Origin of the sequence: Amorphoplanes friuliensis DSM 7358 (assembly GCF_000494755.1) — a bacterium.
GTDB classification, from domain to species: Bacteria; Actinomycetota; Actinomycetes; order Mycobacteriales; family Micromonosporaceae; genus Actinoplanes; species Actinoplanes friuliensis.
The window spans coordinates 4,796,479-4,818,227 of record NC_022657.1 but is presented as its reverse complement, the minus strand read 5'-3'; the positions used below and the strand labels follow the sequence as shown (position 1 = coordinate 4,818,227).

The 21,749-nt window shown below is 72.6% G+C and carries 26 protein-coding genes and 1 pseudogene; 7 read left to right on the top strand and 20 right to left on the bottom strand.

Annotated elements, in window-relative coordinates; genetic code table 11:
- Positions 1-32: 32 nt before the first annotated feature.
- Together AFR_RS48810 and AFR_RS22395 are read right to left on the bottom strand one after the other, a co-directional pair.
- A pseudogene (locus tag AFR_RS48810) lies at positions 33-932 on the bottom strand (ketopantoate reductase family protein); the annotation flags it as partial.
- A complete protein-coding gene (locus AFR_RS22395; RefSeq protein ID WP_023363089.1) occupies positions 929-1,657 on the bottom strand; it encodes an alpha/beta hydrolase in 729 nt (242 codons plus the stop codon). The pseudogene AFR_RS48810 and the gene AFR_RS22395, both read right to left, overlap by 4 nt.
- A gap of 275 nt (positions 1,658-1,932) precedes the next feature.
- On the opposite strand from AFR_RS22395, the gene AFR_RS22390 reads away from it, so the two are divergent.
- The gene (locus AFR_RS22390) at positions 1,933-2,802 is read left to right on the top strand and encodes a LysR family transcriptional regulator (protein ID WP_023363088.1); all 870 of its coding nucleotides are present in this window, start codon (positions 1,933-1,935) and stop codon (positions 2,800-2,802) included.
- A 9-nt stretch (positions 2,803-2,811) separates the two neighbouring features.
- Positions 2,812-3,885, top strand: a complete 1,074-nt coding sequence (locus AFR_RS22385; RefSeq protein WP_023363087.1) for a M20 family metallopeptidase — start codon at positions 2,812-2,814, stop codon at positions 3,883-3,885.
- Between the two features lie 24 nt (positions 3,886-3,909).
- On the opposite strand, the gene AFR_RS22380 is transcribed toward AFR_RS22385, so the two are convergent.
- Genes AFR_RS22380 through AFR_RS22370 form a run of 3 tightly spaced genes read right to left on the bottom strand, consistent with a single transcriptional unit; the run spans position 3,910 to position 5,467 of the window.
- Entirely contained in the window at positions 3,910-4,350 is a 441-nt protein-coding gene (locus tag AFR_RS22380) for an SRPBCC family protein (RefSeq protein ID WP_023363086.1), read from the bottom strand.
- A gap of 3 nt (positions 4,351-4,353) precedes the next feature.
- A complete protein-coding gene (locus AFR_RS22375; protein WP_148308029.1) occupies positions 4,354-5,004 on the bottom strand; it encodes a protein kinase family protein in 651 nt (216 codons plus the stop codon).
- A 46-nt stretch (positions 5,005-5,050) separates the two neighbouring features.
- The gene (locus AFR_RS22370) at positions 5,051-5,467 is read right to left on the bottom strand and encodes a MarR family winged helix-turn-helix transcriptional regulator (RefSeq protein WP_023363084.1); all 417 of its coding nucleotides are present in this window, start codon (positions 5,465-5,467) and stop codon (positions 5,051-5,053) included.
- 72 nt (positions 5,468-5,539) lie between these two features.
- On the opposite strand from AFR_RS22370, the gene AFR_RS22365 reads away from it, so the two are divergent.
- Positions 5,540-6,013 carry a YbhB/YbcL family Raf kinase inhibitor-like protein gene (locus AFR_RS22365; protein WP_023363083.1) on the top strand — a complete coding sequence of 158 codons (474 nt, stop codon included), beginning with the start codon at positions 5,540-5,542 and terminating at the stop codon, positions 6,011-6,013.
- Positions 6,014-6,066: 53 nt separating this feature from the next.
- Here AFR_RS22365 and AFR_RS22360 read toward each other — a convergent pair whose 3' ends face one another.
- From AFR_RS22360 to AFR_RS22335, 6 genes are all read right to left on the bottom strand, one after another.
- Positions 6,067-6,651, bottom strand: a complete 585-nt coding sequence (locus tag AFR_RS22360) for a DoxX family protein (RefSeq protein ID WP_023363082.1) — start codon at positions 6,649-6,651, stop codon at positions 6,067-6,069.
- Between the two features lie 106 nt (positions 6,652-6,757).
- Positions 6,758-7,702, bottom strand: a complete 945-nt coding sequence (locus AFR_RS22355; RefSeq protein ID WP_023363081.1) for an Acg family FMN-binding oxidoreductase — start codon at positions 7,700-7,702, stop codon at positions 6,758-6,760.
- Positions 7,702-8,664, bottom strand: coding sequence for an Acg family FMN-binding oxidoreductase (locus tag AFR_RS22350; protein WP_023363080.1), 963 nt, complete (start codon positions 8,662-8,664; stop codon positions 7,702-7,704). Before AFR_RS22350 ends, AFR_RS22355 begins: the two co-directional genes overlap by 1 nt.
- 73 nt (positions 8,665-8,737) lie before the next feature.
- Positions 8,738-10,402: a GAF domain-containing sensor histidine kinase gene (locus AFR_RS22345; protein ID WP_023363079.1), complete on the bottom strand. Its 1,665-nt coding sequence runs from the start codon at positions 10,400-10,402 to the stop codon at positions 8,738-8,740.
- A gap of 66 nt (positions 10,403-10,468) precedes the next feature.
- Positions 10,469-10,993, bottom strand: coding sequence for a pyridoxamine 5'-phosphate oxidase family protein (locus AFR_RS43800; RefSeq protein ID WP_023363078.1), 525 nt, complete (start codon positions 10,991-10,993; stop codon positions 10,469-10,471).
- Positions 10,993-11,325: a hypothetical protein gene (locus tag AFR_RS22335; protein WP_023363077.1), complete on the bottom strand. Its 333-nt coding sequence runs from the start codon at positions 11,323-11,325 to the stop codon at positions 10,993-10,995. The genes AFR_RS43800 and AFR_RS22335 overlap by 1 nt, the downstream gene beginning before the upstream one ends.
- A gap of 423 nt (positions 11,326-11,748) precedes the next feature.
- On the opposite strand from AFR_RS22335, the gene AFR_RS22330 reads away from it, so the two are divergent.
- Entirely contained in the window at positions 11,749-12,390 is a 642-nt protein-coding gene (locus tag AFR_RS22330) for a response regulator (RefSeq protein WP_023363076.1), read from the top strand.
- Between the two features lie 3 nt (positions 12,391-12,393).
- On the opposite strand, the gene AFR_RS43795 is transcribed toward AFR_RS22330, so the two are convergent.
- Genes AFR_RS43795 through AFR_RS22315 form a run of 3 tightly spaced genes read right to left on the bottom strand, consistent with a single transcriptional unit; the run spans position 12,394 to position 14,893 of the window.
- Positions 12,394-13,371: a CU044_5270 family protein gene (locus AFR_RS43795; RefSeq protein ID WP_023363075.1), complete on the bottom strand. Its 978-nt coding sequence runs from the start codon at positions 13,369-13,371 to the stop codon at positions 12,394-12,396.
- Entirely contained in the window at positions 13,368-13,940 is a 573-nt protein-coding gene (locus tag AFR_RS22320; RefSeq protein WP_023363074.1) for an RNA polymerase sigma factor, read from the bottom strand. Before AFR_RS22320 ends, AFR_RS43795 begins: the two co-directional genes overlap by 4 nt.
- Positions 13,941-13,984: 44 nt before the next feature.
- Positions 13,985-14,893, bottom strand: coding sequence for a nucleoside hydrolase (locus tag AFR_RS22315; protein ID WP_023363073.1), 909 nt, complete (start codon positions 14,891-14,893; stop codon positions 13,985-13,987).
- Between the two features lie 58 nt (positions 14,894-14,951).
- Between AFR_RS22315 and AFR_RS22310 the strand changes: the two genes are divergently transcribed.
- Positions 14,952-15,908 carry a TIGR03885 family FMN-dependent LLM class oxidoreductase gene (locus AFR_RS22310; RefSeq protein WP_023363072.1) on the top strand — a complete coding sequence of 319 codons (957 nt, stop codon included), beginning with the start codon at positions 14,952-14,954 and terminating at the stop codon, positions 15,906-15,908.
- A gap of 60 nt (positions 15,909-15,968) precedes the next feature.
- Here the strand turns inward: AFR_RS22310 and AFR_RS22305 are convergent, their stop codons facing one another.
- From AFR_RS22305 to AFR_RS22295, 3 genes are read right to left on the bottom strand one after another with little or no spacing between them, the layout of a single operon-like run.
- On the bottom strand, positions 15,969-16,631 hold the full coding sequence (locus tag AFR_RS22305) for a lysophospholipid acyltransferase family protein (protein ID WP_023363071.1): 663 nt from the start codon (positions 16,629-16,631) through the stop codon (positions 15,969-15,971).
- Complete coding sequence (locus AFR_RS22300) at positions 16,621-17,190, bottom strand: TetR/AcrR family transcriptional regulator (RefSeq protein ID WP_023363070.1); 570 nt, start codon at positions 17,188-17,190, stop codon at positions 16,621-16,623. The genes AFR_RS22305 and AFR_RS22300 overlap by 11 nt, the downstream gene beginning before the upstream one ends.
- A 36-nt stretch (positions 17,191-17,226) precedes the next feature.
- Positions 17,227-18,006, bottom strand: coding sequence for an SDR family NAD(P)-dependent oxidoreductase (locus AFR_RS22295; RefSeq protein ID WP_023363069.1), 780 nt, complete (start codon positions 18,004-18,006; stop codon positions 17,227-17,229).
- 64 nt (positions 18,007-18,070) lie between these two features.
- Between AFR_RS22295 and AFR_RS22290 the strand changes: the two genes are divergently transcribed.
- Positions 18,071-18,649, top strand: a complete 579-nt coding sequence (locus AFR_RS22290) for a TetR family transcriptional regulator (protein ID WP_023363068.1) — start codon at positions 18,071-18,073, stop codon at positions 18,647-18,649.
- Positions 18,650-18,651: 2 nt separating this feature from the next.
- On the opposite strand, the gene AFR_RS22285 is transcribed toward AFR_RS22290, so the two are convergent.
- The gene (locus tag AFR_RS22285; RefSeq protein WP_238547119.1) at positions 18,652-19,419 is read right to left on the bottom strand and encodes a hypothetical protein; all 768 of its coding nucleotides are present in this window, start codon (positions 19,417-19,419) and stop codon (positions 18,652-18,654) included.
- A gap of 93 nt (positions 19,420-19,512) precedes the next feature.
- On the opposite strand from AFR_RS22285, the gene AFR_RS22280 reads away from it, so the two are divergent.
- Positions 19,513-20,463 (top strand): hypothetical protein, encoded by a 951-nt coding sequence (locus tag AFR_RS22280; protein ID WP_148308028.1) that lies wholly within the window; start codon positions 19,513-19,515, stop codon positions 20,461-20,463.
- On the opposite strand, the gene AFR_RS22275 is transcribed toward AFR_RS22280, so the two are convergent.
- Complete coding sequence (locus tag AFR_RS22275) at positions 20,464-21,324, bottom strand: GNAT family N-acetyltransferase (protein ID WP_023363065.1); 861 nt, start codon at positions 21,322-21,324, stop codon at positions 20,464-20,466. It abuts the gene before it with no gap.
- On the bottom strand, positions 21,302-21,709 hold the full coding sequence (locus tag AFR_RS22270; RefSeq protein WP_023363064.1) for a VOC family protein: 408 nt from the start codon (positions 21,707-21,709) through the stop codon (positions 21,302-21,304). Before AFR_RS22270 ends, AFR_RS22275 begins: the two co-directional genes overlap by 23 nt.
- Between the last annotated feature and the right edge of the window lie 40 nt (positions 21,710-21,749).

The following is a 21,749-nucleotide window of genomic DNA, read 5'->3' as shown; positions in this document are numbered from 1 at the left end:
GTCCCCTCGGCGGCCGCCCGGTGCACCCGGGCCTGCACGGCCGCGTTCAGCGGTGCGCCGACCCCGGCGAGCCGGCCCAGCAGCACGATCTCGCCGTTCAGGTAGTCGATTTCCGGGGTGGCGCCGCGGGCCAGGCTCTGCCGGGTGGAGTTGCCGCCGCGGTCGTGACCGGGGATGGCCACGCTGCGGAAGCCGTCCGCGGCCGGGCTGATCGGGTCGATGCCGCTCGCCGCGAACACCGCCTCGGCCTCGGCCCGCAGGGCCGCCACGGCACGCTCACGCAGCGGGCTCGCCCGGTAGAGCGCGTCGAGACCGTTGACCAGGTTGCCGAGGAGCTTGCCGGCCTTCCAGCGCGCGATGTCGTCGACGACCTCCACCCTCAGACCGGCCCTGGTCAGCTCGGCGGCGACGGCTCCGGCGTGGCCACCGGCACCGCTGGGATATTCGCCGAGCCAGACCAGGGCGGGCACGGGCTCACCGGCCGAGACGACCTCACCCGGCGTCAGATGACCGGCCGGGATCCAGATGACCGCTCCCAGCACCTGCCCGAAGTGCCGCAGCGCCGCCCGCTCGTTGGCCAGACCGTTCTGCAGCACCAGCACGGGCAGATCGGTCGCCGCGACGCCACTGCTGCCGTCCGCACGTTTCACCGGCTGCCACGCCCATTGCCGCAGTGCCGCCTCGGTGTCCTGGCTCTTGGTCGCCAGCACCAGCACGTCGCCGTCCCGCAGATCAACTTCTTCGGGCCCACCCACCACCGGTACGGACACAGTGGCCGTACCGCCGGGCCGCACGTAGCGCAGGCCGTGCTCGCGCAGAGCCGCCAGCTGCGCGCCGCGGGCGATCAGGACCGTGTCGCCCCCCGCGAGGTGCAGTTCCGCCGCCACCGAGGCACCGACGGCTCCCGCGCCCACGATCACCAGGCGCGTCATGCGGCGGGCCGGGCGATCAGCGGCAGGTCGGTGCCGAGCCGCAGCCGTTCGAGGAACAGCACGATCAGCGCGGCCACCGTGCGGTGGGTGACATCGTTGAGGACGTCGTGCCGTCCGCCCTCGATGGCCACGAGCCGGGCGCTGCCACCGCTGGGGTAGAGGTCGCGGGCCTGACCGAGGGGGCTGACCAGGTCGGCGCTGCCGTGCAGCCCGAGCGCCGGCAGTCCACCGGACCCATCACCTGCAAGTTCGATCAATTCAGTAGGAATTGGCGCCGAAAAAAGAGCGCCGGGGCGGGCTCCTCCGTCTCCCAGCAGTCGCTGGTGGTTCGGGCAGGCTGTCCGCGCCTCCACCTCGGCCTCCCAGCCGATCAGGTCGACACTGCCCCCTGTGGCGACCGGCACCGGGATGCCGGCGAGGATCACGGCGTCGAGGCCGGGAACGTGACGACCCGCGAGGGCCAGGGCGAACAGCGCGCCGGTGTCCGAGCCCGCGATCACCTTCGGGCCCGGCAGGGCGTCGTCGACCAGCACCTTCTCGGCGTGGGCCAGGCTCGCCGTGAGATCGGTGGTGACGTCCGGCAGTACCCGGACGCGATAGCCGTCAGCGGCGAGACGGCGGCCGAGGCGCGCGTACGCCTGCCCGGTCTCGCCGCGCCCGGCGGCGACGATGACGGTGCCGCGGGGGTTGATGCCCTCGGGCTCGTCGAACGATGGCTCGGTCATGGAGGTACCTCGCTGTCAGGGGTGTGCGTCAGCGACCCGGCGCGCGTCGATGCGAGCGGGGTGCAGGGCAGGAGGGTGAGCGCGGGAGCGTCAGGCGTGCGGACAGCGCGACGACCGGGTGCGGCCGAAGTCGACGACCCGTCGCCGCGTGAGGCGGGGGGTGATCGCTGCGGGCATGGGCCAAGAATGGCGGACGCGGTGGGTGCCTGTCCAACAACGATCCGCGATCGCAGGCGAGAAGTGTTACTTATCAATTGGTTGCTACGGTCCCCGGCATGGGACCCGTACTGGACATCGTGGCACTGCGTAGCCTGCTCGCCGTGGCGGACTGCGGAGGCTTCCACCGCGCCGCCGAGGTGCTGCGGGTGAGTCAGCCCGCGGTCAGCCAGCACGTGCGCCGCCTGGAGAAGGCGATCGGCCGCCCGCTGGTCGAACGGCAGGGCCGCCGCACGGTGTTCACCCCGGACGGTCAGGCGCTCATCGCCGACGCCCGGTGCATCCTCGCCGCGCACGACAACGCCGTGCGGCGCCTGATCGGCGCCGGGTCCACCACCATCACCATCGGCACCACCGAACACGCCGCCGACCTGATCCTGCCCGTGGTCACGGCCGTCCTGGCCGCCTCCCACCCGGGCCACGAGGTCCGCTTCCGGATCGACCGCACGGTACGCCTCGACGAGGGGATCGACCGGGGTGCCCTCGACCTGGCCGTGTCCATGGCCGAGGTGTCGGGTGCCCGCGCCGAGCCGGTCGGCTCACTCCCGCTGACCTGGTACGCCGCCCCCGGCTGGCGGCAACCCGCGGACGGGGACCCCTGGCCCGTCGTCGCGATCGAGGAGCCGTGCCTGCTGCGCCGCCGGGCGATCGAGGCGCTGGCGGCGCGGGAGCTGCGGCCGTACGTCGTCTGCGACACCGGGTACGTCGCCGGCGTGATGAACGCCGTCCGCGCGGGGATCGGGGTGGCGCTGCTGGCCGACGCGGGCAGCCCGCCGGACGGGCTGACGGTCCGGCACGACCTGCCCGCCGTGGCGCCGGCAGCGCTCGGACTGCGGGCCCGTCAGGGCGCCGACCCCGTACTGGCCGCCACTGTCACGGAGGCGTTGCGGGCGGCGCTGGGCCACGCGGTGGAGGCCGTCGCCGCGTAGGGTCGGCGCATGGACCTGCTCGCCAAGGCCGCCGAGCTGATCGCCGTACCGTCCACTGCGGACCGCCCTGCCGAGTTGCATCGGGCGCTCGACCTGGTGCTCGACGTGGTCGGGCCCGGCTTCGAGGTGGAACGCTTCAGCTCGGGCGGCAAGCCCAGCGCGCTGGTGCGGACGCCCGGTCCCCGCCCGGTCTTCCGCATCCTGCTCAACGCCCACCTGGACGTCGTGCCCGCCGACACGTACGCCGTGACCCGTGACGGCAACCGGCTCCACGGCCGCGGCGCCCAGGACATGAAGATGGCGGCTCTGGTCCTCGCGGACGTCTTCCGGACGCTGGCGCCGACCCTCCCGTACCCCCTGGGTCTGCAGTTGGTCACCGACGAGGAGGTCGGAGGTTACGACGGGACCGCACACCAGCTCGAGGCCGGGGTGCGCGCGGAGTTCGTGGTCATCGGCGAGCAGAGCAACCTGCGGGTCGTCACCGACTCCAAGGGCCTCTGCCAGGTACGCCTGCACGCCACCGGCACGGCCGCCCACGCCGCCTACCCCTGGCTGGGCGAGAACGCCCTGCTCAAGCTGCACGCGGCGATCGGCGCGCTGCTGCGACGCTATCCGGTGCCGGCGAGCGAGCAGTGGACCACGACGGTCTCCGTGGCCCGCATCGAGACGTCCAACCGGGCGGTCAACCAGATCCCCGCCGACGCCACCGCCTGGCTCGACATCCGCTTCCCGCCGCAGGACACCGACTTCACCGGGCGGACCCGGCACGAGATCGTCGCCTACCTGCATTCGCTCACCGGGCTGACGGTCGAGCTGGACGGCCTCGGCCCGCCCCACCACGCCGACCCCTCTCACCCCGATGTGGTCCGGCTCCAGGCGGCGGCCCGGGCACAGGGCTTCTCCGGCGACCTGCTGCGCAAGCACGGCGCCGCCGACGGCCGGTTCTACTACGCCCGCGGCATCAACGCTGTGATCTTCGGGCCGGGCGGGGACGGCCAGCACGGGCCGGACGAGTACGTCGACCTGACCACCGTCACGCCGTACCGCAACGCCCTCATCACATTCCTCAAGGCCGCCCGGTGAGGTAGCCGTGCGCGCCCCTGGCGCTCAGGCGGCGGACATCCGGCGGGTGAGTTCGGCGGCCCGGGCCCGGGCCACCTTCCGGGCCTGCCCGACGACCAGCGGGCGCAGCAGGAACGGGAACGTGACGTGGACGGTCTCGGTGACCGTGGTGCCGTCACCGGCCGGGACCAGGTCCACGGTGGCCACCAGGTGCACCGCACCGGGGCTGCGGACGTCGCTGACGATGCGCCGGTCCGGCTCGGGGAACGTCATCGTGACCTTGATGAGGTTGTCGTACTTGAACGGTCCCAGGGTGAATCGTTCCACCGACACGTACGAGACCTGGCCCGCCTCGCGCCGGACGTCTCGGACGGCGACGACCAGCGGTGACAGGCCGATGTAGCTCTCCGGTTCGGCCAGGTGGGCGAAGACCTTCGCGGCGGGCGCGGGCACGGTGAACGTCTGGCTGAACTCGGCGATCGACACGTCTCATCGTCCCACGAGCCACTCCACAAGATCATTACTGGTCGGTCGCCGCCCGACGAGCTCCTCCGGTGTGCCTGCCGTCAGGGGTCGCATCAGCTCGAGGATCGCGGACACGTCGACCTGCGGTCCGGGCGCGCCGCGCAGCCGGTCGGGCGAGATGAACGGTGGCACGGGAACATCGAGGGGCCACGGCCGGCGGCCCGCCATCGTCGCGATCCCGAAATCGGCCACCCGCACCGCGCCGGCCCGGTCGCGGAGCACGGTCTCCGCGCCGATGCCACCGTGGACGATCCCCGCACGGTGCGCGGCCAGGACAACCTGCGCGACCTGCGTGACGTCACCCCACGACAGCCGCCCGGCCGGCGCCGCGTCCACCCATTCGCAGACCACAAAATGCCCTTCACCGGTACGCCCGAGATCCCGTACCGCGATCATCCCGGGGTGCCGCAGGCCGGCGGCGGCGGTCACCTCCTGGCGCAGATCGAGGGCGAACGACCGCGGATCGTCCCCGGCCGCCGGCGCCTCCACGAGGTGCGCGGTGACCGGACACCGCAGGACCTCGTCGTAGCCGTCCCACACGCGGGACAGGCCGCGCGACCCGGCGGGCGCGACGAGCCGGTACCGCTCGCCGAGCAAGTCCTCTGGTCTCTCCACGAGCACCGAGCCTGGCCCGCCCCGGCCGGTGGCGCAAGACCGGTGGTCAGCGGGCGAGTTTGCGCAGGATGCCGGGGATGAGCCGGACGAGTTCGCGTTCCTCGGCGGTCAGGTCCTCGCGCAACGCCCGGTCGATGCCGACGGCCCGCCGGTGCCGTTCGCCGTCGAGGGCGTCTGCTCCCGCGCCGGTCAGGGTCACGACCACCTGGCGGCGGTCGGTCTCGCCCGGCGTCGTCGAGACCAGGCCCTGGTCGCGCAGCAGATTCACGGTACGTGTCATCGACTGGTGCTTCACCTGCTCGCCGCGCGCCAACTCCGCGATGGGCAACGGCCCGCCGCGGGAGAGCCGCCCGAGGACCGCGGCCTGGCCCGGTGGCATCCCGTCGTGCACGCGGATCCGCCGGACGAAGTCGCCGACGGCGGCCCTCAGCTCCTCGGCGAGCTCGGCTGTGCTGTCGCTCATAGGAGCAAATCTACAGCATGGCTGTACAGTTCGTTTCTACAGCACTGCTGTACATCTCTCGAGGAGGCTCACGTGTACGACCCCTACGCCCTGGCGTTCCCCGCGGCTGCGTTCCGGCTGAGCAGCCCCGACTTCACCGACGGCGGCCCGCTGCCCGCGACCGCCCTGGCGAGCGGCGGCAACCGGCCACCCGTTCTGTACTGGAACGGACTGCCGGCCGGGACCCGCAGCCTGGTCCTCACCGCGTTCGACGCGGACGCGCCGATCCCCGGCGGGCTCTGGCACTGGGCGGTGAAAGACGTCCAGCCGGTTCATGGGGAGCACACGACACCGCTGACGAACTCGCTGGGTGTGGCGGGCTGGTCGGGTGCGAACCCGCCGCCCGGCACGGGCACCCACCGCATGATCTTCTGCGCGACCGCCCTGGACGTGGCCGTCCTCGACGTCCCCGAGGGTGCGAGCCTGGCGCTGGTCCAGATTCTGATGATCCCGCACACGCTCGGCCGGGGTCTGCTCACGGGCACCTCGGAGGCGCCGCCCGCCTGAACGACGAAGGGCGGCACCCGGTGAGGGGTGCCGCCTGGCGTACGGGGAGAGGATCAGCGGAGCCAGGGGAGGCGGCGGACGATCGGCAGGCGGTTCCAGAGCTTGCCGAGCCCGAGGGTCTCGCCGGCCGCGGTCAGGGCGAAGAGGACCAGGACCCCGGCGTAGATCAGGTGGTCGTCGAGGAAGGGGTTGGTTTCCGGGGGCAGCACGGCGGTCCACATCATGACCATGAGCAGCGCACCCGCGGCTCCGGCGATGCGCAGGGCGACCCCGGCGATCAGGGCGAGGCCGATCCCGGCGAGACCGAGCATGAAGAGCCAGTCGGCCCAGGCCGCGCCGGCGATGCCGTGGTAGAAGCCGGTGAACGGGCCGCTCACCGCCTTGCCGAGGAAGCCGGCGGTCGGGCTGCCGCCGTCGATCCAGGCGTTGGCCGCGGGGGTCGAGTGGCCCAGGCCGAAGAGCTTGTCGAGGAACGCCCAGAGGAAGATCCAGCCCAGGGCCAGCCGGAGCCCACCGAGAACGTAGCGACCTGCGGTCGTCGTCGCGGGAACGGTGACCGGTGCTGCGGTCGGGGGGCTCACGGCCGTGCGGTGGGTGGCGGTGCCGTTGTGGTGGGTGGCGGCGGTCATGTCGTCCACGTCCTTCCTGATGTCTTCCTGCACCTCTATTCAGCGCCCCGGGGCCGGGTCCGCAGCAGAGTCGTGGGACCACTCCACCCGGGACTTTCGGCCCGGGTGGAGTGCTTCAGAGCAGCACGTCGTCCACGGTGCGGCGGGGGGACGGCCGCCCGGGGTCGCCGTACCCGATGCGGACCGCGATCTGCGGGATGCCGGACCGGAGCAGGGAGCGGCGAAGGTGGTCCCGTGCCGCGGGGACCTCGATCGGCTGGGAGATCAACGAGGTCGCCAGCCCGGCGTCCGTGGCCGTGAGCAGGACGGCCTGCATCGCCTGACCCGCGAGGACCTGGTCGAACGGCCGGTCCGCCGCCGTGGCCAGCACCGCGACCAGCGGCTCGGGCTCGAAGTCGCGGCCGGGTGCACGCCGGCGCTCGCCGTAGGGGCGCTGGGGGAGCAGATCCTGGGGTTCGGCGGGCGGCCCACCGGCGCTGACCGGCACACCGTCCGGCGCCAGGTCGGCGTGGGTCCAGGTGACCTGTTCCGCCTGGTAGGCGGGGTCGCGGCGCAGCACCCGGTCGGCGCTGCGGGCGATCTCACCGAAGCCGGCCAGCGCCGTCGTCCCGACCAGCAGTTCGAGGCGGGCACCCTCGGCTCGGGCCGCTTCGATCAGGCGTACCCGGGTCTCGGAAGGCACCGGATCCGGGCGGAAGGGCCTGCGGTTGCTGTGCCGCCGCGGGATCACCGCGGCCAGGTCCCGCTCGGTGTAGGTCGGCGGCCTGCGCCGCGCCGGGGTCAGGGTCGCGATCAGCTCCCCGTACGGACGCAGCAGCACGTCCGCGGGTGTACCCGCCGCGGCCAGCGCCAGCCGCGCGTTGAACGTCGCGGCTCCACAAGCGAGCCGCAGCGCCCACCCGGTGGTGTCGGCGACGGCCGGCCGGCGGGTCCGGTCGGCGAGCACCTCGATCGTCCCGTCCCGCAGCCGGAAGCACCACGGCTGGCTGTTGTGCAGCGACGGCGCCCGGATCGCGGCGGTGGCGGCCCGGCGCAGGTCGTCACCGGTGTACCCGGACATCAGTCGCCGAACTCGATGACGTCGGCCGGTGCGCGGCGGGGTGCGGTGCCCGGCTCGGCGTCGTCTGCGGGATACCCGAGACGGACGGCCAGGTACGGCTCACCGACGCCGGACAGCAGATCGCGCATCAGCTGCCGTGACCACGCGACCTCGATCGTGTCGCTGAGGGGTGCGGTCGCGAGACCGTCGGCGGTTGCCGCCAGCAGCAGCGCCGACATCGCCTCGCCGCCGCACAGCAGGTTCAGGGGCCGGTCGCCCGAGCCGAAGACCACCACGTACGCGGAGCCGGTGTCGTGCCCGTCCCCGGCGCTCAGCCCGGCGTCACCGTCGGGCGCGAAGTCGCGGACCGGCACACGACGCAGCTCCTGGCGTACGGCGGTGGTGGCCGGCACGCCGTCACCCGCGGCGGCCGGACGTGAGGTCCACTGCCGGAGCTCCTCCCGGTACGCCGGGTCGGCCAGCTCGGTGTTCCCGGCGGCCTCGGCGGCGACAGCCAGCAGCGGCACCTGGTCACGCCGGACGACGTGCAGGTACGCACCCTCGGCCTCGACGATCCGCCGCAGACCGTCGAGCAGCGGCTCCGGTACGGGCCGGGCGGCGTACGCCCGCCGGTCGGTGTGCCGCACCACGATCGCCGCGGCGAGACGCTGCGCCCGCGGGTCGGCGGGTTTCTCACCGGTGAACGTGAGCCGGGCCAGCACGCCGGGCTCGGGCATCCGCTCGACGGCGGCCTGCCATCCGGCCGCCGCCAGGGCGGTCCGGGCGTGCTGCAGGGCCGCGCCGCAGCTGAGCAGGAGCAGCCGCCCGTCCGGATCGGCCACAGCGAGTTCACGCCGGTGGTCGGCGTGCAGCGTCATCGTGTCGCCGCTGATCCGCCAGCGCCACGGCTGGGTGTTGTACACCGACGGGGCGTGCAGCGCCGCGAGGGCGGCCGCCTCGAGGGCCTCGGACGGAGTGATCATGGGAGCCTCCTGCTCGGGTCCCCTCCACCGTCCGCGCCGGGTGCCGGGCCGGGCAGGGCCGAAGGTCCCGCGTTCAGGAGCCCAGTGGGACCCGCCAGGTGATCACCGTGCCGCGCCCGGCCCGCGTGCTGCCGATGGTCAGGCTGCCGCCGAGGTCACCGGCGCGCTCGCCCATGTTCACCAGCCCGCCGCGGGCCGCCCCCGGGTCGGTGCCGACACCGTCGTCCTCCACCTGGATGACCACCTCGCCGTCGGCGGCCCGCACCGAGACGCGGACGGCGGTGGCCCGCGCGTGCCGGGCCGCGTTGGACAGCGCCTCGCGGAGCACGGCCAGCACCTCCGGCACCACGTCGTCCGGCACGGCGCTGTCCACCGGCCCCGACACGTCGAGCACCGGCCGGAACCCGAGCGTGTCCGCGGCCGCGTCGACCGTGTCGCGCAGCTCGGTCCGCAACGACGACCCGGCGGGCGCACGCAGCTCGAAGATGGACCGCCGGATGTCGCGGATCGTCGCGTCCAGATCGTCGACGGCGGCGTTGATCCGCGCGGCCGCCTCCGGACGCAGCGCGTGCGGCGCCACCGCCTGCAGCTGCATGCCCGTCGCGAAGAGCCTCTGGATGACCACGTCGTGCAGGTCACGCGCGATGCGCTCCCGGTCCTCCAGCACCACCAGAAGCTCCCGTTGCTCCTGCGCCCGGGCCCGCGCCAGCGCCAGCGCGGCCTGACCGGCAAAACTCGCCAGCAGCGCCGCGTCGTCCTCACCGCCGCCGGTCAGCCCGGCCACGATCAGCACACCCTCCGGCAGATCGGCGCCGGCCAGCGGCGCGGCCAGCACCGGCCCGTCCGGTACGGGTCCAGGCCAGTCCGCGACGTCCCGCAGCCGTACGCCGTCGGTGCCCAGCGCGTCCACGTCGACCGACAGCGCCTTCCCGACCATCTCCTCGGCCCCGTCGGCGACCTCGATCGTGTAGCTCGCCGGTTCCTCACCCGCGAGCAGCACCAGCACGAGCCCGGCCGCGGCGATCTCCCGCGCCCGGCGGGCGATCAACCGCAGAGCCTCGGTACGGCGTACCGGCCCCAGCAGCACCTCGGTGATCTCGGCCGCCGCGGACAGCCACCGTTCCCGCCGCTGGGCGACCGCGAAGAGCCGCGCGTTGTCGATGGCCACACCGGCGGCGGCCGCGAGGGCGACCACGATCTCCTCGTCGTCGTCGGTGAACTGCTCCGCACCCTGCTTCTCCGACAGGTACAGGTTGCCGAAGATCTGGTCGCGGGTGCGCACCGGCACACCGAGGAAGCTGTGCATCGGCGGATGGTGGGCCGGGAACCCGTACGAGCGGGGGTGCTCGGTGATGTCGGGCATGCGTACCGGATGGGGGTCGGTGATCAGGAGGCCGAGCACACCCCGGCCGTGCGGCAGATCCCCGATGGCCGCGTGAGCGGCCGGATCGATCCCGTGCGTGATGAAATCGGAGAGATCCCGGTCGGCGCCGATGACCCCCAGCGCGCCGTACCTGGCCCCGGCCAGCGCGCAGGCCGCCTCGACTATCCGCTGCAGCGTGCTGCGCAGGTCCAGGTCGGTCCCGATGGCGACCACCGCATCGAGCAGCGCCCGCAACCGCTCCCGGCTGGTGACGACCTCGCCCACCCGGTCGAGCATCTCCTGCAGCAACTCGTCCAGCCGGACCCGCGACAGCGGCGTCAGCCCCAGCGACGGCGGCTCGTGCGGTACGACCATCGCCCGATGCTATCGGCGTGCCGGACTCGCCCGCGTGAAGCACCAGCAGCTCGCCGCCCCGCAGCATCACCCTGCACCGTCAGGTGACGGACCTCTGACCTCGAGCCGGGCATCGGTGATGTTGTCGAACCGGCCGTCACCCCCGCGGATCAGCACGAAGTGCCTGCTGACCAGGGCCTGGTAGACCAGCAGCGTCCCCGCCGGTTCGAGATCCTCCGGACCCAGGTGCTGCCGCTCGGGCAGCCGCGCGTTGAGCACGGCGAGATCGGCGTGACCGGCGACCGGCGAGGCGGTCGCCTCCAGATAGAGCGCCTCCGCCCCACCGATCGGCGCATGCGAATCAAAAACGGTCAACGCCACCTCGGCCCGCACCCCGATGTTCCGCGAATGCCGGCTGCCGGCCGCGGACACCCACAGGATCCGATGTTCACCCTCGGCCGCGAAGAACACCGGCGTGACCCACGGCCTGCCCTCCTCGTCGGCGGTCCCGAGAACGACGTAGTGCTGCTCAGCCAGCAACCGCGGCACGGTCGCCCACATCGCCGCGCGCACCGCCTCCTGCTCGCCGCCGGAGATCTCCAGCCCTGCCATCAGTCCTCCCGTTGATCGTCGTCCCGCCGGTTCAGCGCCTTCCGCGCCAGATCGATCGCCATGATGCTCGACGGATCGAGCCGCCCCTGAACGGCCCACTCGTCGATGAGCTGGTCGTCGATCCTGACGAACTCGATCGGCGCCCCTTCGTCACCCGGCGCCGCAGCCTCCCAGTTGGCGCGCAACTCCCTGCGCAGCCACGAGAAGAAGGCCGGTGACGACGACCGGGCCAGCAACGAACAACTGAGTGCGCCGTCACCCGGGCTGATGGACAGACCGGTCACCGAGATCTCGAACCGGCCGCCGTCGATCTCGTCGAGGAGCTTGCGCACCGGGGGCAGCGTCAGGATCCAGTCGGGGTCGGCACGACGCCCTTGACATTGTGGGCATTGAGCACCTCACCGGAACGATTGGCGATCGCCAGGAACTGCCCCTCGTCGCTGTCGAACACGGTGACACAGGAGCAGCCGACCGCCTGGGGCCGGAGCGATCCGAGCTTCTCGGCGGAGAAGCCCGTGAGGTGTTCGTCGTGAAGCCTGGTGTCGCGCAGCGATGAGAGAGGCCCGCAGGCCGAACGACGACTTTCCCACGAAGGCCTCGTAGGCGGAATTGGTCAGCGCCCCCAGGAGGGCTCCAAGGACGAGCAGGAGGACATCCTTGGTGGTCATGCAGAGAGCGTGTCAGGTGCGGGCAACGCCGCGACACGGGACTTTCGGCCCTTGGTGGGGCCCGGGCGGCGCCGGTAGGAAGGACGCATGATCCGTGTTTTTCTGCTCGACGACCATGAGGTCGTGCGTCGTGGCCTGGCCGGGCTGCTCGAGGCGGCCGGTGACATCGAGGTGGTCGGTGAGTCCGGGTCGGCGCAGGAGGCCGCCCGGCGGATTCCCGCGCTGCGTCCCGATGTCGCCGTTCTCGACGCGCGGTTGCCGGACGGGAACGGCATCGACGTGTGCCGGGACGTGCGGGCCGTCGATTCGACGATCAAGGGTCTGATCCTGACCTCGTACGAGGACGACGAGGCGCTCTTCGCCGCGATCATGGCCGGGGCGTCGGGGTACGTGCTCAAGCAGATCCGGGGCACGGACCTGGTCGACGCCGTGCGGCGGGTTGCGGGCGGGCAGTCGTTGCTCGATCCGGCCGTCACGCAGCGGGTGCTCGAGCGGATCCGGCACGGGGTCGAGCAGCCGCGGGAGCTGGCGTCGCTGACCGATCAGGAGCGGCGGATCCTGGAGCACGTCGCCGAGGGGCTCACCAACCGGGAGATCGCCGGGAAGATGTTCCTCGCCGAGAAGACGGTCAAGAACTACGTGTCGAGCCTGCTCGCGAAGCTGGGCCTGGAACGGCGTACGCAGGCGGCGGTGCTCGCCACGAAGTTGCTGGGCGAGCACCCGCGCTGAGGGTCACCGTGGCCTCTGGCCTTGACGGTCGACGACCGCCCGCTGGAGGACGGCGGTGATGCCGGTGATGGTGCCGGCCTTGCCCATGGGGGTGTCCTCGACGAGGTAATTGCGCTGCCCCAGGTAGACCAGGGTGCGCCGGTCGAAGATCCATTCGCGGCGTTCGCCCTGGTCCTCGTAGGCGACGGCGACGCCGTGGCGGCCGGCGCCGTCGACGGCGTCGTCGATGAGCACAACGCCGGGGATGCGGGCGGCGGCGCGGAAGAGGGTGACGTAGACCTGCGGCGGGAGCATCGTCTCGTACATGTTCTCGCCGATCCAGTCGAAGGCCGTGTAGTCCGGGCCGGGGCCCTGGCCCTTCGTCTCGGCGTAGATCTTGCGCAGGAGCTGGTCCGGGTCGGCCGGGATGGCCGAGTGCTCGCTGTTGGAGATCGGGTCGAGCTCGAACGACTCCTTGCCGTCCTGGACAAATCCGCGGTCGCCCTTCTGCGGCAACCACATCTCCCGGATGCGGATGGTTTCGAGGGCCTGCGTCACCACCCCCTCCGAGGCCGAGGTGAACCCGTCGGAGGGCGCGGGCCCGCCACCGAAGACCACCTGCTGGAAGCCGACCTTGCTGCGGACGTACACGAACTGGTCGGCCCGGATCGTGGGTGACGGCGGCAGGGTGACCCCGGTGGCGATCTTGTCGGCGCGCGAGGTGACGCGGTCGGTGTGGACGGGCGGCAGCGCGATGACCGGTGCCGCGACCCGTACGGGTGCCGGACCGGGTGCCGGTGTGGCCGGTGAGCCCTGGTGCAGCGCGACCCCGGCGACCAGCGTGACCAGCACGACCGTTGCGGCGGCGGCCACCGGGAGCAGGACCGGGATCCGGCGGCGGGCGGCGCCGGGCCGGGTGATCTCCTGCAGGAACGCTTCCTTGAGCACCCGCGCACGGTCGGGGGAGAGCTCGGGGTCGCCGGGCGGCAGCAGGTCGGTCATCGGATCTTCTCCTTGAGAGGCGGGCGGCGGAGTTCGGCTTCCGCGAGGGTTCTGAGCCGGGCTCGCGCCCGGGACAGCCGCGACCGGACCGTCCCGACCGGCACCCCCAGCGCCTCGGCCGCCGCCGCATAGTCCAGGCCGGTCCAGACGCAGAGCGTGAAAACCTCCCTCTCGGTACGCCGTAACTGCGCGAGCGCCGCCGCGGCCGCCCTCAGGTGTTCGGCGTCGCGCAGCCGGTCCACGACCTCGTCGGAGAAGTCGGGCACGCTGTCCCGCACCGGCAGCCGGGCGAGGGCGGCCTGGTGCCTGCGGGCCGCTCGCCGGGTGTTGCGCAGCACGTTGGTCGCGATGCCGAGCAGCCAGGGCAGCACGCTGTCACCGTCGGGGCGCAGCCGGGCGCGCAGCCGCCACGCCTCGTGGAAGGTCAGCGACACGACGTCCTCGGCGCCGGCCCGGTCGGCGGTGACACGGACGGCGTGGCGGTACACCGTCGCGGCGTGCTCGTCGAAGAGCCGGCCGAAAGCGTCGGCGTCGCCCGCGCGTAGCCGTGCTCTCAGGGGTAGGTCCACACTCAGTCCTGTCCGCCCGCGCCCTCAGGTTCCCGTGAGCTGGGTCACACCGCCTCGAGGATCAGGGTACGGATGACGGGCGCCGCCGCACCGGTCAGCGAGAAGACGACCTTGGTCGGGTGCCGTGCCGCCGTGTCCTCGACCACCTGACCGTCGCTCTCGATCCGCAGTCCGAGCAGCGGCGCGTCGAGGGGTACCAGATCTCCGGTCGCGATCCCCGCGGCGAGCGGGTCGTGCAGCGGCACCTGGCGCTCACCGAACCGGGTCTCGTAGAAGTCGAAGTAGCTGGTCAGCATGGCGGCCAGCGCCGCGGTCAGGGGAGTGCCGTGCCCGGCCAGCGCGGCCCGGTCGTGCTCCGTGAAGCGGTGCTGCATGGTGACGTCCAGCGGCACGAGCGTCACCGGCCAGCCCGCGCCGAGGACCTCGGCGGCCGCCGCCGGGTCGTTGGCGATGTTGGCCTCGGCGTTCCCGGTGATGTTGCCGGGTGCCCGGACCGCGCCGCCCATCGCCGTGACGTCGTGGACGAGGGTGACCAGCTCGGGCTCGCGGCGCAGGGCCAGCGCGAGGTTGGTCAGCGGCCCGGTGGTGATCACCCGCAGCTCGCCGGGGTGCCGGTGCGCCGCCTCGATCAGCAGGTCGGTCGCGCTGCGGTCGTCCGGCATCCGCGTGGTGTGCGGCAGCTCCACACCGCCGATGCCGTTGCTGCCGTGCACCGGTCCGGCACCACCGGCAAAATCGCCGCCCAGGGGGTGGTGGGCACCCGTCGCGACCGGGACGTCGTCCCGCCCGGCCAGCGCCAGCAGGTCCAGGGTGTTGCGGGCGGCCTGCCCGGCCGCGGTGTTGCCGCTCACGGTCCCGATACCGGTGAGATCAACCCCCGGGTGCCCCAGCAGGTACGCCAGAGCGAGCGCGTCGTCGATGCCGGTGTCACAGTCAAGATGAAAAGCGGTCATCGGGTGATGATGGCGGACCGTGATTGCCGGGTGTGCCCCGTGGGTAGGAACGACGCGTATGACGGAGTACGGAATCCACGCCTCGCACGAGCAGATCCCGCCCGCCGAGTTGCTCGCCGCCGTGGTCGCCGCGGAACGCGCCGGCTTCCAGGCGGCGATGTGCTCCGACCACTTCTCGCCGTGGAGCGCCCGGCAGGGCCAGTCCGCGTTCGCGTGGTCCTGGCTGGGCGCGGCGCTGCAGGCCACCAACCTGTCGTTCGGTGTGGTCAACGCCCCGGGCCAGCGCTACCACCCGGCGATCATCGCGCAGGCGATCGGCACCCTCGGTGCGATGTTCCCCGGCCGGTTCTGGGCGGCCCTGGGCAGCGGCGAGTTCAGCAACGAGCACATCACCGGTGACCCGTGGCCGCGCAAGGAGGTCCGTGAGGCCCGGCTCCTCGAATGCGTGGACGTGATCCGCGACATGCTCGCCGGGAAGGAAGTCACCCGCGACGGTCTGGTCACGGTGGACCGCGCGCGCCTCTGGACCCGCCCCGAGACGCCGCCCGCGCTGATCGGTGCCGCGGTCAGCACCAAGACCGCGGCGTGGTGCGCCGGCTGGGCCGACGGCCTGGTCACCGTGAACGCGCCGGAGGAGCAGCTGCGCGCGATGATCTCGGCGTACCGGGATGCGGGCGGAACCGGCCCGGTATGCCTGCAGGTCCACCTGAGCTGGGCCCCGACCGAGGCCGAGGCGGAGGCCATCGCCCACGACCAGTGGCGCAGCAACATCTTCCCGCCGCCGGTCTGCTGGGACCTGGAGACGGTCGAGCACTTCGACGTGGTCTCGGAGAACGTGACGGTCGACCAGGTGCGCAAGCTCGTCAACGTCTCCGCCGACCTGGAGGAGCACACGGAACTCCTGCGGGGGTACGCCGCGCTGGGCTTCGACCGCATCTACCTGCACCACGTCGGCCAGGACCTGAACCCGTTCATCGACGCCTTCGGCGCGAAGGTCCTCCCGGCCCTGCGCTGACCACTTCTCCGAACGACACAGGCCGGACGCCATTTCCGTGGTGCCCGGCCTGTGCTCGCTTCACTGCAGCGCGGACAGTTCGTTGTAGCCGGGTGCGCGTACCTGGCCGGAGAGGGCGGCGATCGCGTCCATGATCTCGTCGGTGGCGTCTCGACGCGCCTTGCCCGCGCTCCCCGCCGGAGGCGCGAAGCGCAGCGGCGCGCCGAAGCGCACGGTCACGTGCCGGGGCCGCGCGATACGGGTGCCCACGGGCTGGGCGTGTTCGGTGCCCAGGACCGCGACCGGGACCACCGGCGCCCCGGACGCCAGCGCGAGCCAGGCCACCCCGGTGCGCCCGCGGTAGAGCCGGCCGTCCCGCGAGCGACTGCCCTCCGGGTGGATGCCGAACATGCGGCCCTCCTGCAGGACCGCGAGCGCCGTCTCGAGGGCAGCCTGCGCGGCCCGGTGGGCGCCGCGGGGTACCCCGACCGCGCCGACGCCCAGCAGCGACGTGCGGATCAGCCAGCCCTTGGCGCCGGTCTGGGTGAAGTACTCCTCCTTGGCCAGGAACGCCACCGGGCGCGGCGACACCAGCGGGATCAGGAAGCTGTCCAGGGCGGACAGGTGGTTGGCGGCCAGGATCACCGGGCCGCTGCGGGGGATGTGCTCCCGGCCCTCGATGGTCGGCCGGAAGTACAGCCGGGACACCGGGACCAGCACCGATCGTGCGCCTTCAGCCAGCATGGGAACGCTCCACGTAGGAGTCGACGGCGGCCTGGAGCAGCAGGTCGGCGTCCTCGGTGCCGACCGTCATCTGCAGGCTGCCCCACACCCAGAGCTGGGCGAGCCCGTGCAGGTTGGCCCAGAGCGCCCCGGCGGTCACCGTCGCGTCGTCCGTGCCGGGCCGCGCCCGGGCGACCAGATCCACCAGTACGGCGAAGAGGGGCTTGGTGGCCGCGCGAAGTCCCTCGTTGTTCCCCCGCAGCAGTTCGTGCCGGAACATCAGCTCGAACATGCCCCGCTCGGTCCGCGCGAAGTCGAGGTAGAGCCGCCCGAGCGCGAGCAGCCCGGCCCGCGGATCGTCGGCGTGACCGAGCGCGTGGATCCGCGCGCCCAGCCGCTCGTATCCGACCCGGGCGACGGCGGCCAGCAGGTCTCGGTGGGTGGGGAAGTAACGCCGCGGCGCGCCGTGGGACACACCGGCGTGGCGGGCGATCTCCCGCAGGGACAGTGCCTCGGTGCCCTGCTCCGTGACCAGCGTGACGCCGGTGTCCACGAGCCGGGCCCGTAAGTCGTCGGGCATGGGCACTGTCTACCAGCCCGCGTAGACACTGTCTACTCAGCCGGTCAGCATGCCGGAGACGACCACGGTGCGACGGCGTGTCAGCAGCCGGCTGCCGGTGGACAGGACCCGGTTGAGCCGGCCCGACACCGCGCTCGGCGGCGGGTTGCGCCGGTCGAGCACCCGCAGCCCGAAGTCGGCCACCTCGCCCGGCGTCTGGAACGTCGCCCGCTGGGCCATCACGTCCGTGCCGACGACGTCGAAGAACTCGGTGCGGGTCAGCCCCGGCGACAGGGCCAGTACGCGCAGCCCCGTGCCACGCGCCTCGCCCCAGAGCGCCTCGGTGAAGCTCAGCACGAACGCCTTCGTGGCCGCGTAGACGGCCATGTTCGGGCTCGACTGGTACGCGGCCAGGCTCGCGACGTTGACCAGCACGCCGGTGCCCGCCGAGCGCAGCGGCTCGATGAACGCCCGGCTGATCCCGACGAGACTGGCGATGTTGACGTTGAGCTCCTCGGTGAGCCGCTGCGGGTCCTCGCCGTGGAACGGCCCGTGGGTGCCGAAACCGGCGTTGTTGATCAGGCTGGTGATCCGGAGGCCCCGGTCGGCGACCTCCTCGGACAGGGCCTGACCGGCGTCGGGCCGGCTCAGGTCGAGCGGGATCACGGTGGCCTTCACGTCGAGCTCGGCGGCGAGCTTCTCGAGGCGGTCCCGGCGCCGCGCGACGAGAACGACATCGGACCCGCGTGCGGCGATCCGCCGGGCGAACTCGGTGCCGATCCCCGAACTCGCGCCGGTGATCAGGGTGGTCTGGTTGCGGTAGTCGACAGCAGTCATGGTTACACCGTACGACACGATTGACACTCGGTGCCAGAGTGGCACCGAGTGTAGGATCACACCCGTGGGGTTACGCGAACGAACACGACAGGCCGTCCAGTCCGACATCGCCGCGGCGGCGATGCGGCTCTTCCTCGACCACGGCTTCGACGCCGTCACGATGGACCAGATCGCCACCGAGGTCGGCATCTCCCGCCGCTCGCTGTTCCGCTACTTCGCCACGAAGGAGGACATCGTCCTCGGCGACCTGGCCGAACGTGGCCGCATCGTTCAGGCCGCCCTCGCCGCCCGGCCCGAGGGCGAAGGCCCGTGGGAGGCGCTGCGGGCGGCGCTCGTGGTCCTCACCGAGCAGCCCGCCTACACGGTCGAGACGGCAATCGGCATCTCCCACATGTTCCACAGCACACCGTCCCTGCGCGCCCGCCACGTCGAGAAGCAGCTGCAGTGGATGGAGCTTCTCGTCCCGCACATCGAGACCCGCCTCGGCATCGAGCCGGGCGGCGCCCCCGACCCCCGCGCCCAGGCGCTGGTGGCCAGCGCCCTGGCCTGCCTCGACGCCGCAGTCGAGGCCTGGGCCCGCCGCGGCGGCGAAGGTGACGTCGAGATCCTCTACGACCAGGCGGTCGCCGCAGTCCGCGCCTGACCTCAGACGCAGTCCCAGAAGAAGCGGCCCTCGCGTCCGTCCTCGCTGAGGAAGGCATACCCGGTGCCACCACCGAAGTTGAGGGCGAAGTCGTCGCCGTCGGCACCCTCGGCGCCGTCGAGCTGGAAGAAGAAGCGCCAGGCGGAGTCGACGACGGTGGTCCACGGCTGCCAGAACAGCGGCCGGCCCCCGACGTAACTGCGGCAGTCGGCCTCCGCGTCGTCGTCCTCCTCCCGATGCACGCCGGTGCGCACGGCATCCTGACCGGCGATCTCACGGTCGAACCGGACCCGGGCGGCCGCGTCCGGCTCACGGACGTCGAGGAGCAACTCCACGGGAACGCGGTCGGTCCATTTCGCGCCGCGGCGCCACAGGGACGGTCCGGTGGCCCGGGGGATTCCGGTGACGAACCCGGGGATGCGCCCGCCCGGCTGGATGAGCAGGGCGTTCTCGCCGCCCTCGAACTCGAACGTCTCCGCCAGGCACTCCTCGTCCTGCGTCAGAAACAGGTAGGCGAGACGCACGTCCGGGCCGGGCAGCGGGAACTGCCCGGCAAAGGTCATCGGCTCGCCGGAGGTCGCCGACACCGGCCAGAACGGTTCGTCCAGCCAGACCGGCTGCCCGCCGAGCTTGGCCACCGGACCGGTGACGGGCTCCGGAGCCGGGCGCCAGGTCAGCTCCGACCGCGGCGCGAGCCACGCGTCGAAGGGTCCGGCCGCCGACGAGCTCCGGCGCAGGGCCGCCCACTCCGCCATGGTGCTCTCCTTCACGGTCCGATGGTTCAGCATCCGGCACGGTTCGTGGATGGTGGTGGGCGGGGCGGCGTGCTTACGGTGACTGGAGGTGGACCGGGGGAGGTGTCCGTGCGGAGTTACGAGAGCCGGATGCAGCGCGAGTTGCTCGACAGCGGGATCCCGGTCGCCGGGCTCGCGCCGGACGGTGTTCCGGGCGCGGCGGTGTTTGCCGGGATGGAGCGGTCGGACGACTGTGTGGTCTGCGTCAGCATCGTCTACGAGGACGCCGGGCCGTTCGTGACCGTGGACACCGCGCGGTGGACCGGGATCCGGGTGGCCACGCCGGTGCGGGAGGTCCTCGAGGAGTGTTTGCGGGGGCACGGTGACCGGCTCTCGGCCGTGAGCTGGACCGAGGACGCGACCACCATGATCCTGGACGGTGCCGAGCTCGACGCGCGGATCGTGCGCGCCGGCGATCGGTGGTGGGCGGCGCGCTGTGAGCGGGAGGGTGTCGAGTTCACCGTGGTCGCGCGGGACTGGGATCCCGGCCGGGTGCGGCTCGAGACCGTCGCCGACCTGCTGCCCGTGCTGTCCCGGCCCCGGATGCCCTCGGTACGCCCTCAGCCCCGCCCGGCCGGGATCCCTGGTGAGCTGACGCGGGAGCCGCATCGGGAGCTCGTGGACGCGTCGCTGCGGTTCGGGCGGGCGCAGGCGGAGTGGCGGCGGGACGGCGGGCCGGTGCCGGAGCTCCCGGCGTACTGGAGGAGTTTGTGGCAGGCCGCGGTCCGGCGGCAGAGTGACCTCACTGATCAGCCGGTCCCCGTTGCGGAGCACGCCGTGAGTGACATCGTGGCGCATCTGGCCAATCTGCAGCAGCAGGCCGCGTGGTTCCGCAACGACGACGAACGGCGCGAACGCGCGATCACCGAGACACTTCTGCACGGCACCGGACTCAGCGACCGTGTTCCCAGCCGCGCGGCGCAGCTGGCCTGGCAGGCGCGGCGGGGTGCGATCCTCGATGCGGGCGCGCTGGCGGAGCGTTCGTGGCTGGCCGCCTGGGAGGCGTGGGCGCGCCGGTGATCAGAGGTCGAGCTGGAACAGCACGGAACGGTGGGTCGGCGCGTACCCGAGGGAGTCGTTGATCTTCCGCATGACGGTGTTGCTGTCGGCGGTGTCCGCGAGCAACCCGGTGATGCCTGGATGGCGGGTGCGGGTGTGGCGGATGGCTTCGATCTTCATCCAGCGGGCGAGTCCGTGGCCGCGGTGGGCGGGCAGGACGCCGGTGCCGTAGTGCTGGGCGTCGCCGGTGCCGCTGCCCGGGACGACGAGCTCGGTGAAGCCCGCGATCGTGCCGTCGGACTCGTCGAGGGCCGCGACCGTGCAGAGGATGTCGCCGCGTTCCTTGATGGCCGCGGCGATGGCGCGGACGCGGTCGACGTCCCAGGTCTCCACGCCGAAGTCGGCGTCGTCCATGGGCATGTCGTCCATCGCGCGCCGGGACTCCGCGAAGGTTGCCGCCAGCTCGTCGGGGACGGTCCCCTCCCAGCTGATCAGCCTGTACCCGGCGGGCGTCGCAACCTGCGGCGGGTCGTCGGTCAGCGCCAGCCGGGTGTAGGTCAGGGAGAGGACCGGGCGCAGGCCGCGCGCGGTCAGGAAACTCTCGCCGGCTGATCCGGCGTCGACCGGGCCGGCGATCAGGGTGCGCTTCCCCAGCTCGCGGCCGGCGGCCACGACCGTGTCCAGCAGAGTGCCGCCGACGCCGCGGCGGCGTTCGGCGGGGTGCACGTAGATCTCGGCCTCGGCCCGGTGCCCCGCCCCGGCCACGGTGAAGACCCGCAGGTACGCCGTCGCCGCCGGTGAGCCGTCGCCGGTCGCGGCCACCCAGGCCAGCCGGTACGACGAGGAGCTGGACCCGGTCTCACGCAGTGCGGTGATCTTCATCCGGCGATTGTCCCAAAGGGATCGGCGGAGCCCAGTGCGGGCGCGGGATCAGGCAGAAGGGGTGGCCGGCGGGGTCGGCGAACACGCCTGTGCCGGGCAGCGGGGTGGCGCCCAGGGCGATCACCGCAGCGGACGCGGCGGCGACGTCCTCGACCATCACGTCGAGGTGGATCTGCTGGGGGACCGCCGGGTCCGGCCAGGTCGGCGCCCGGTGGTCCGGCGCGCGCTGGAACGCCAGGCCGGACGCCCGGTCGCTGGTCGAGACGACCGCGAAGTCGTCGTCGCGGTAGGTGATCGGGGTGCCCAGCAGGTGGCTGTAGAACGTCGCCAGCGCCAGGGGGTCCGGGCAGTCGACGATCGTGTGGTGGAGCCGGCCGAGGGGCATGAGTCCTCCATGTCGAGAACGGCGGGGCGGGCACGACCCA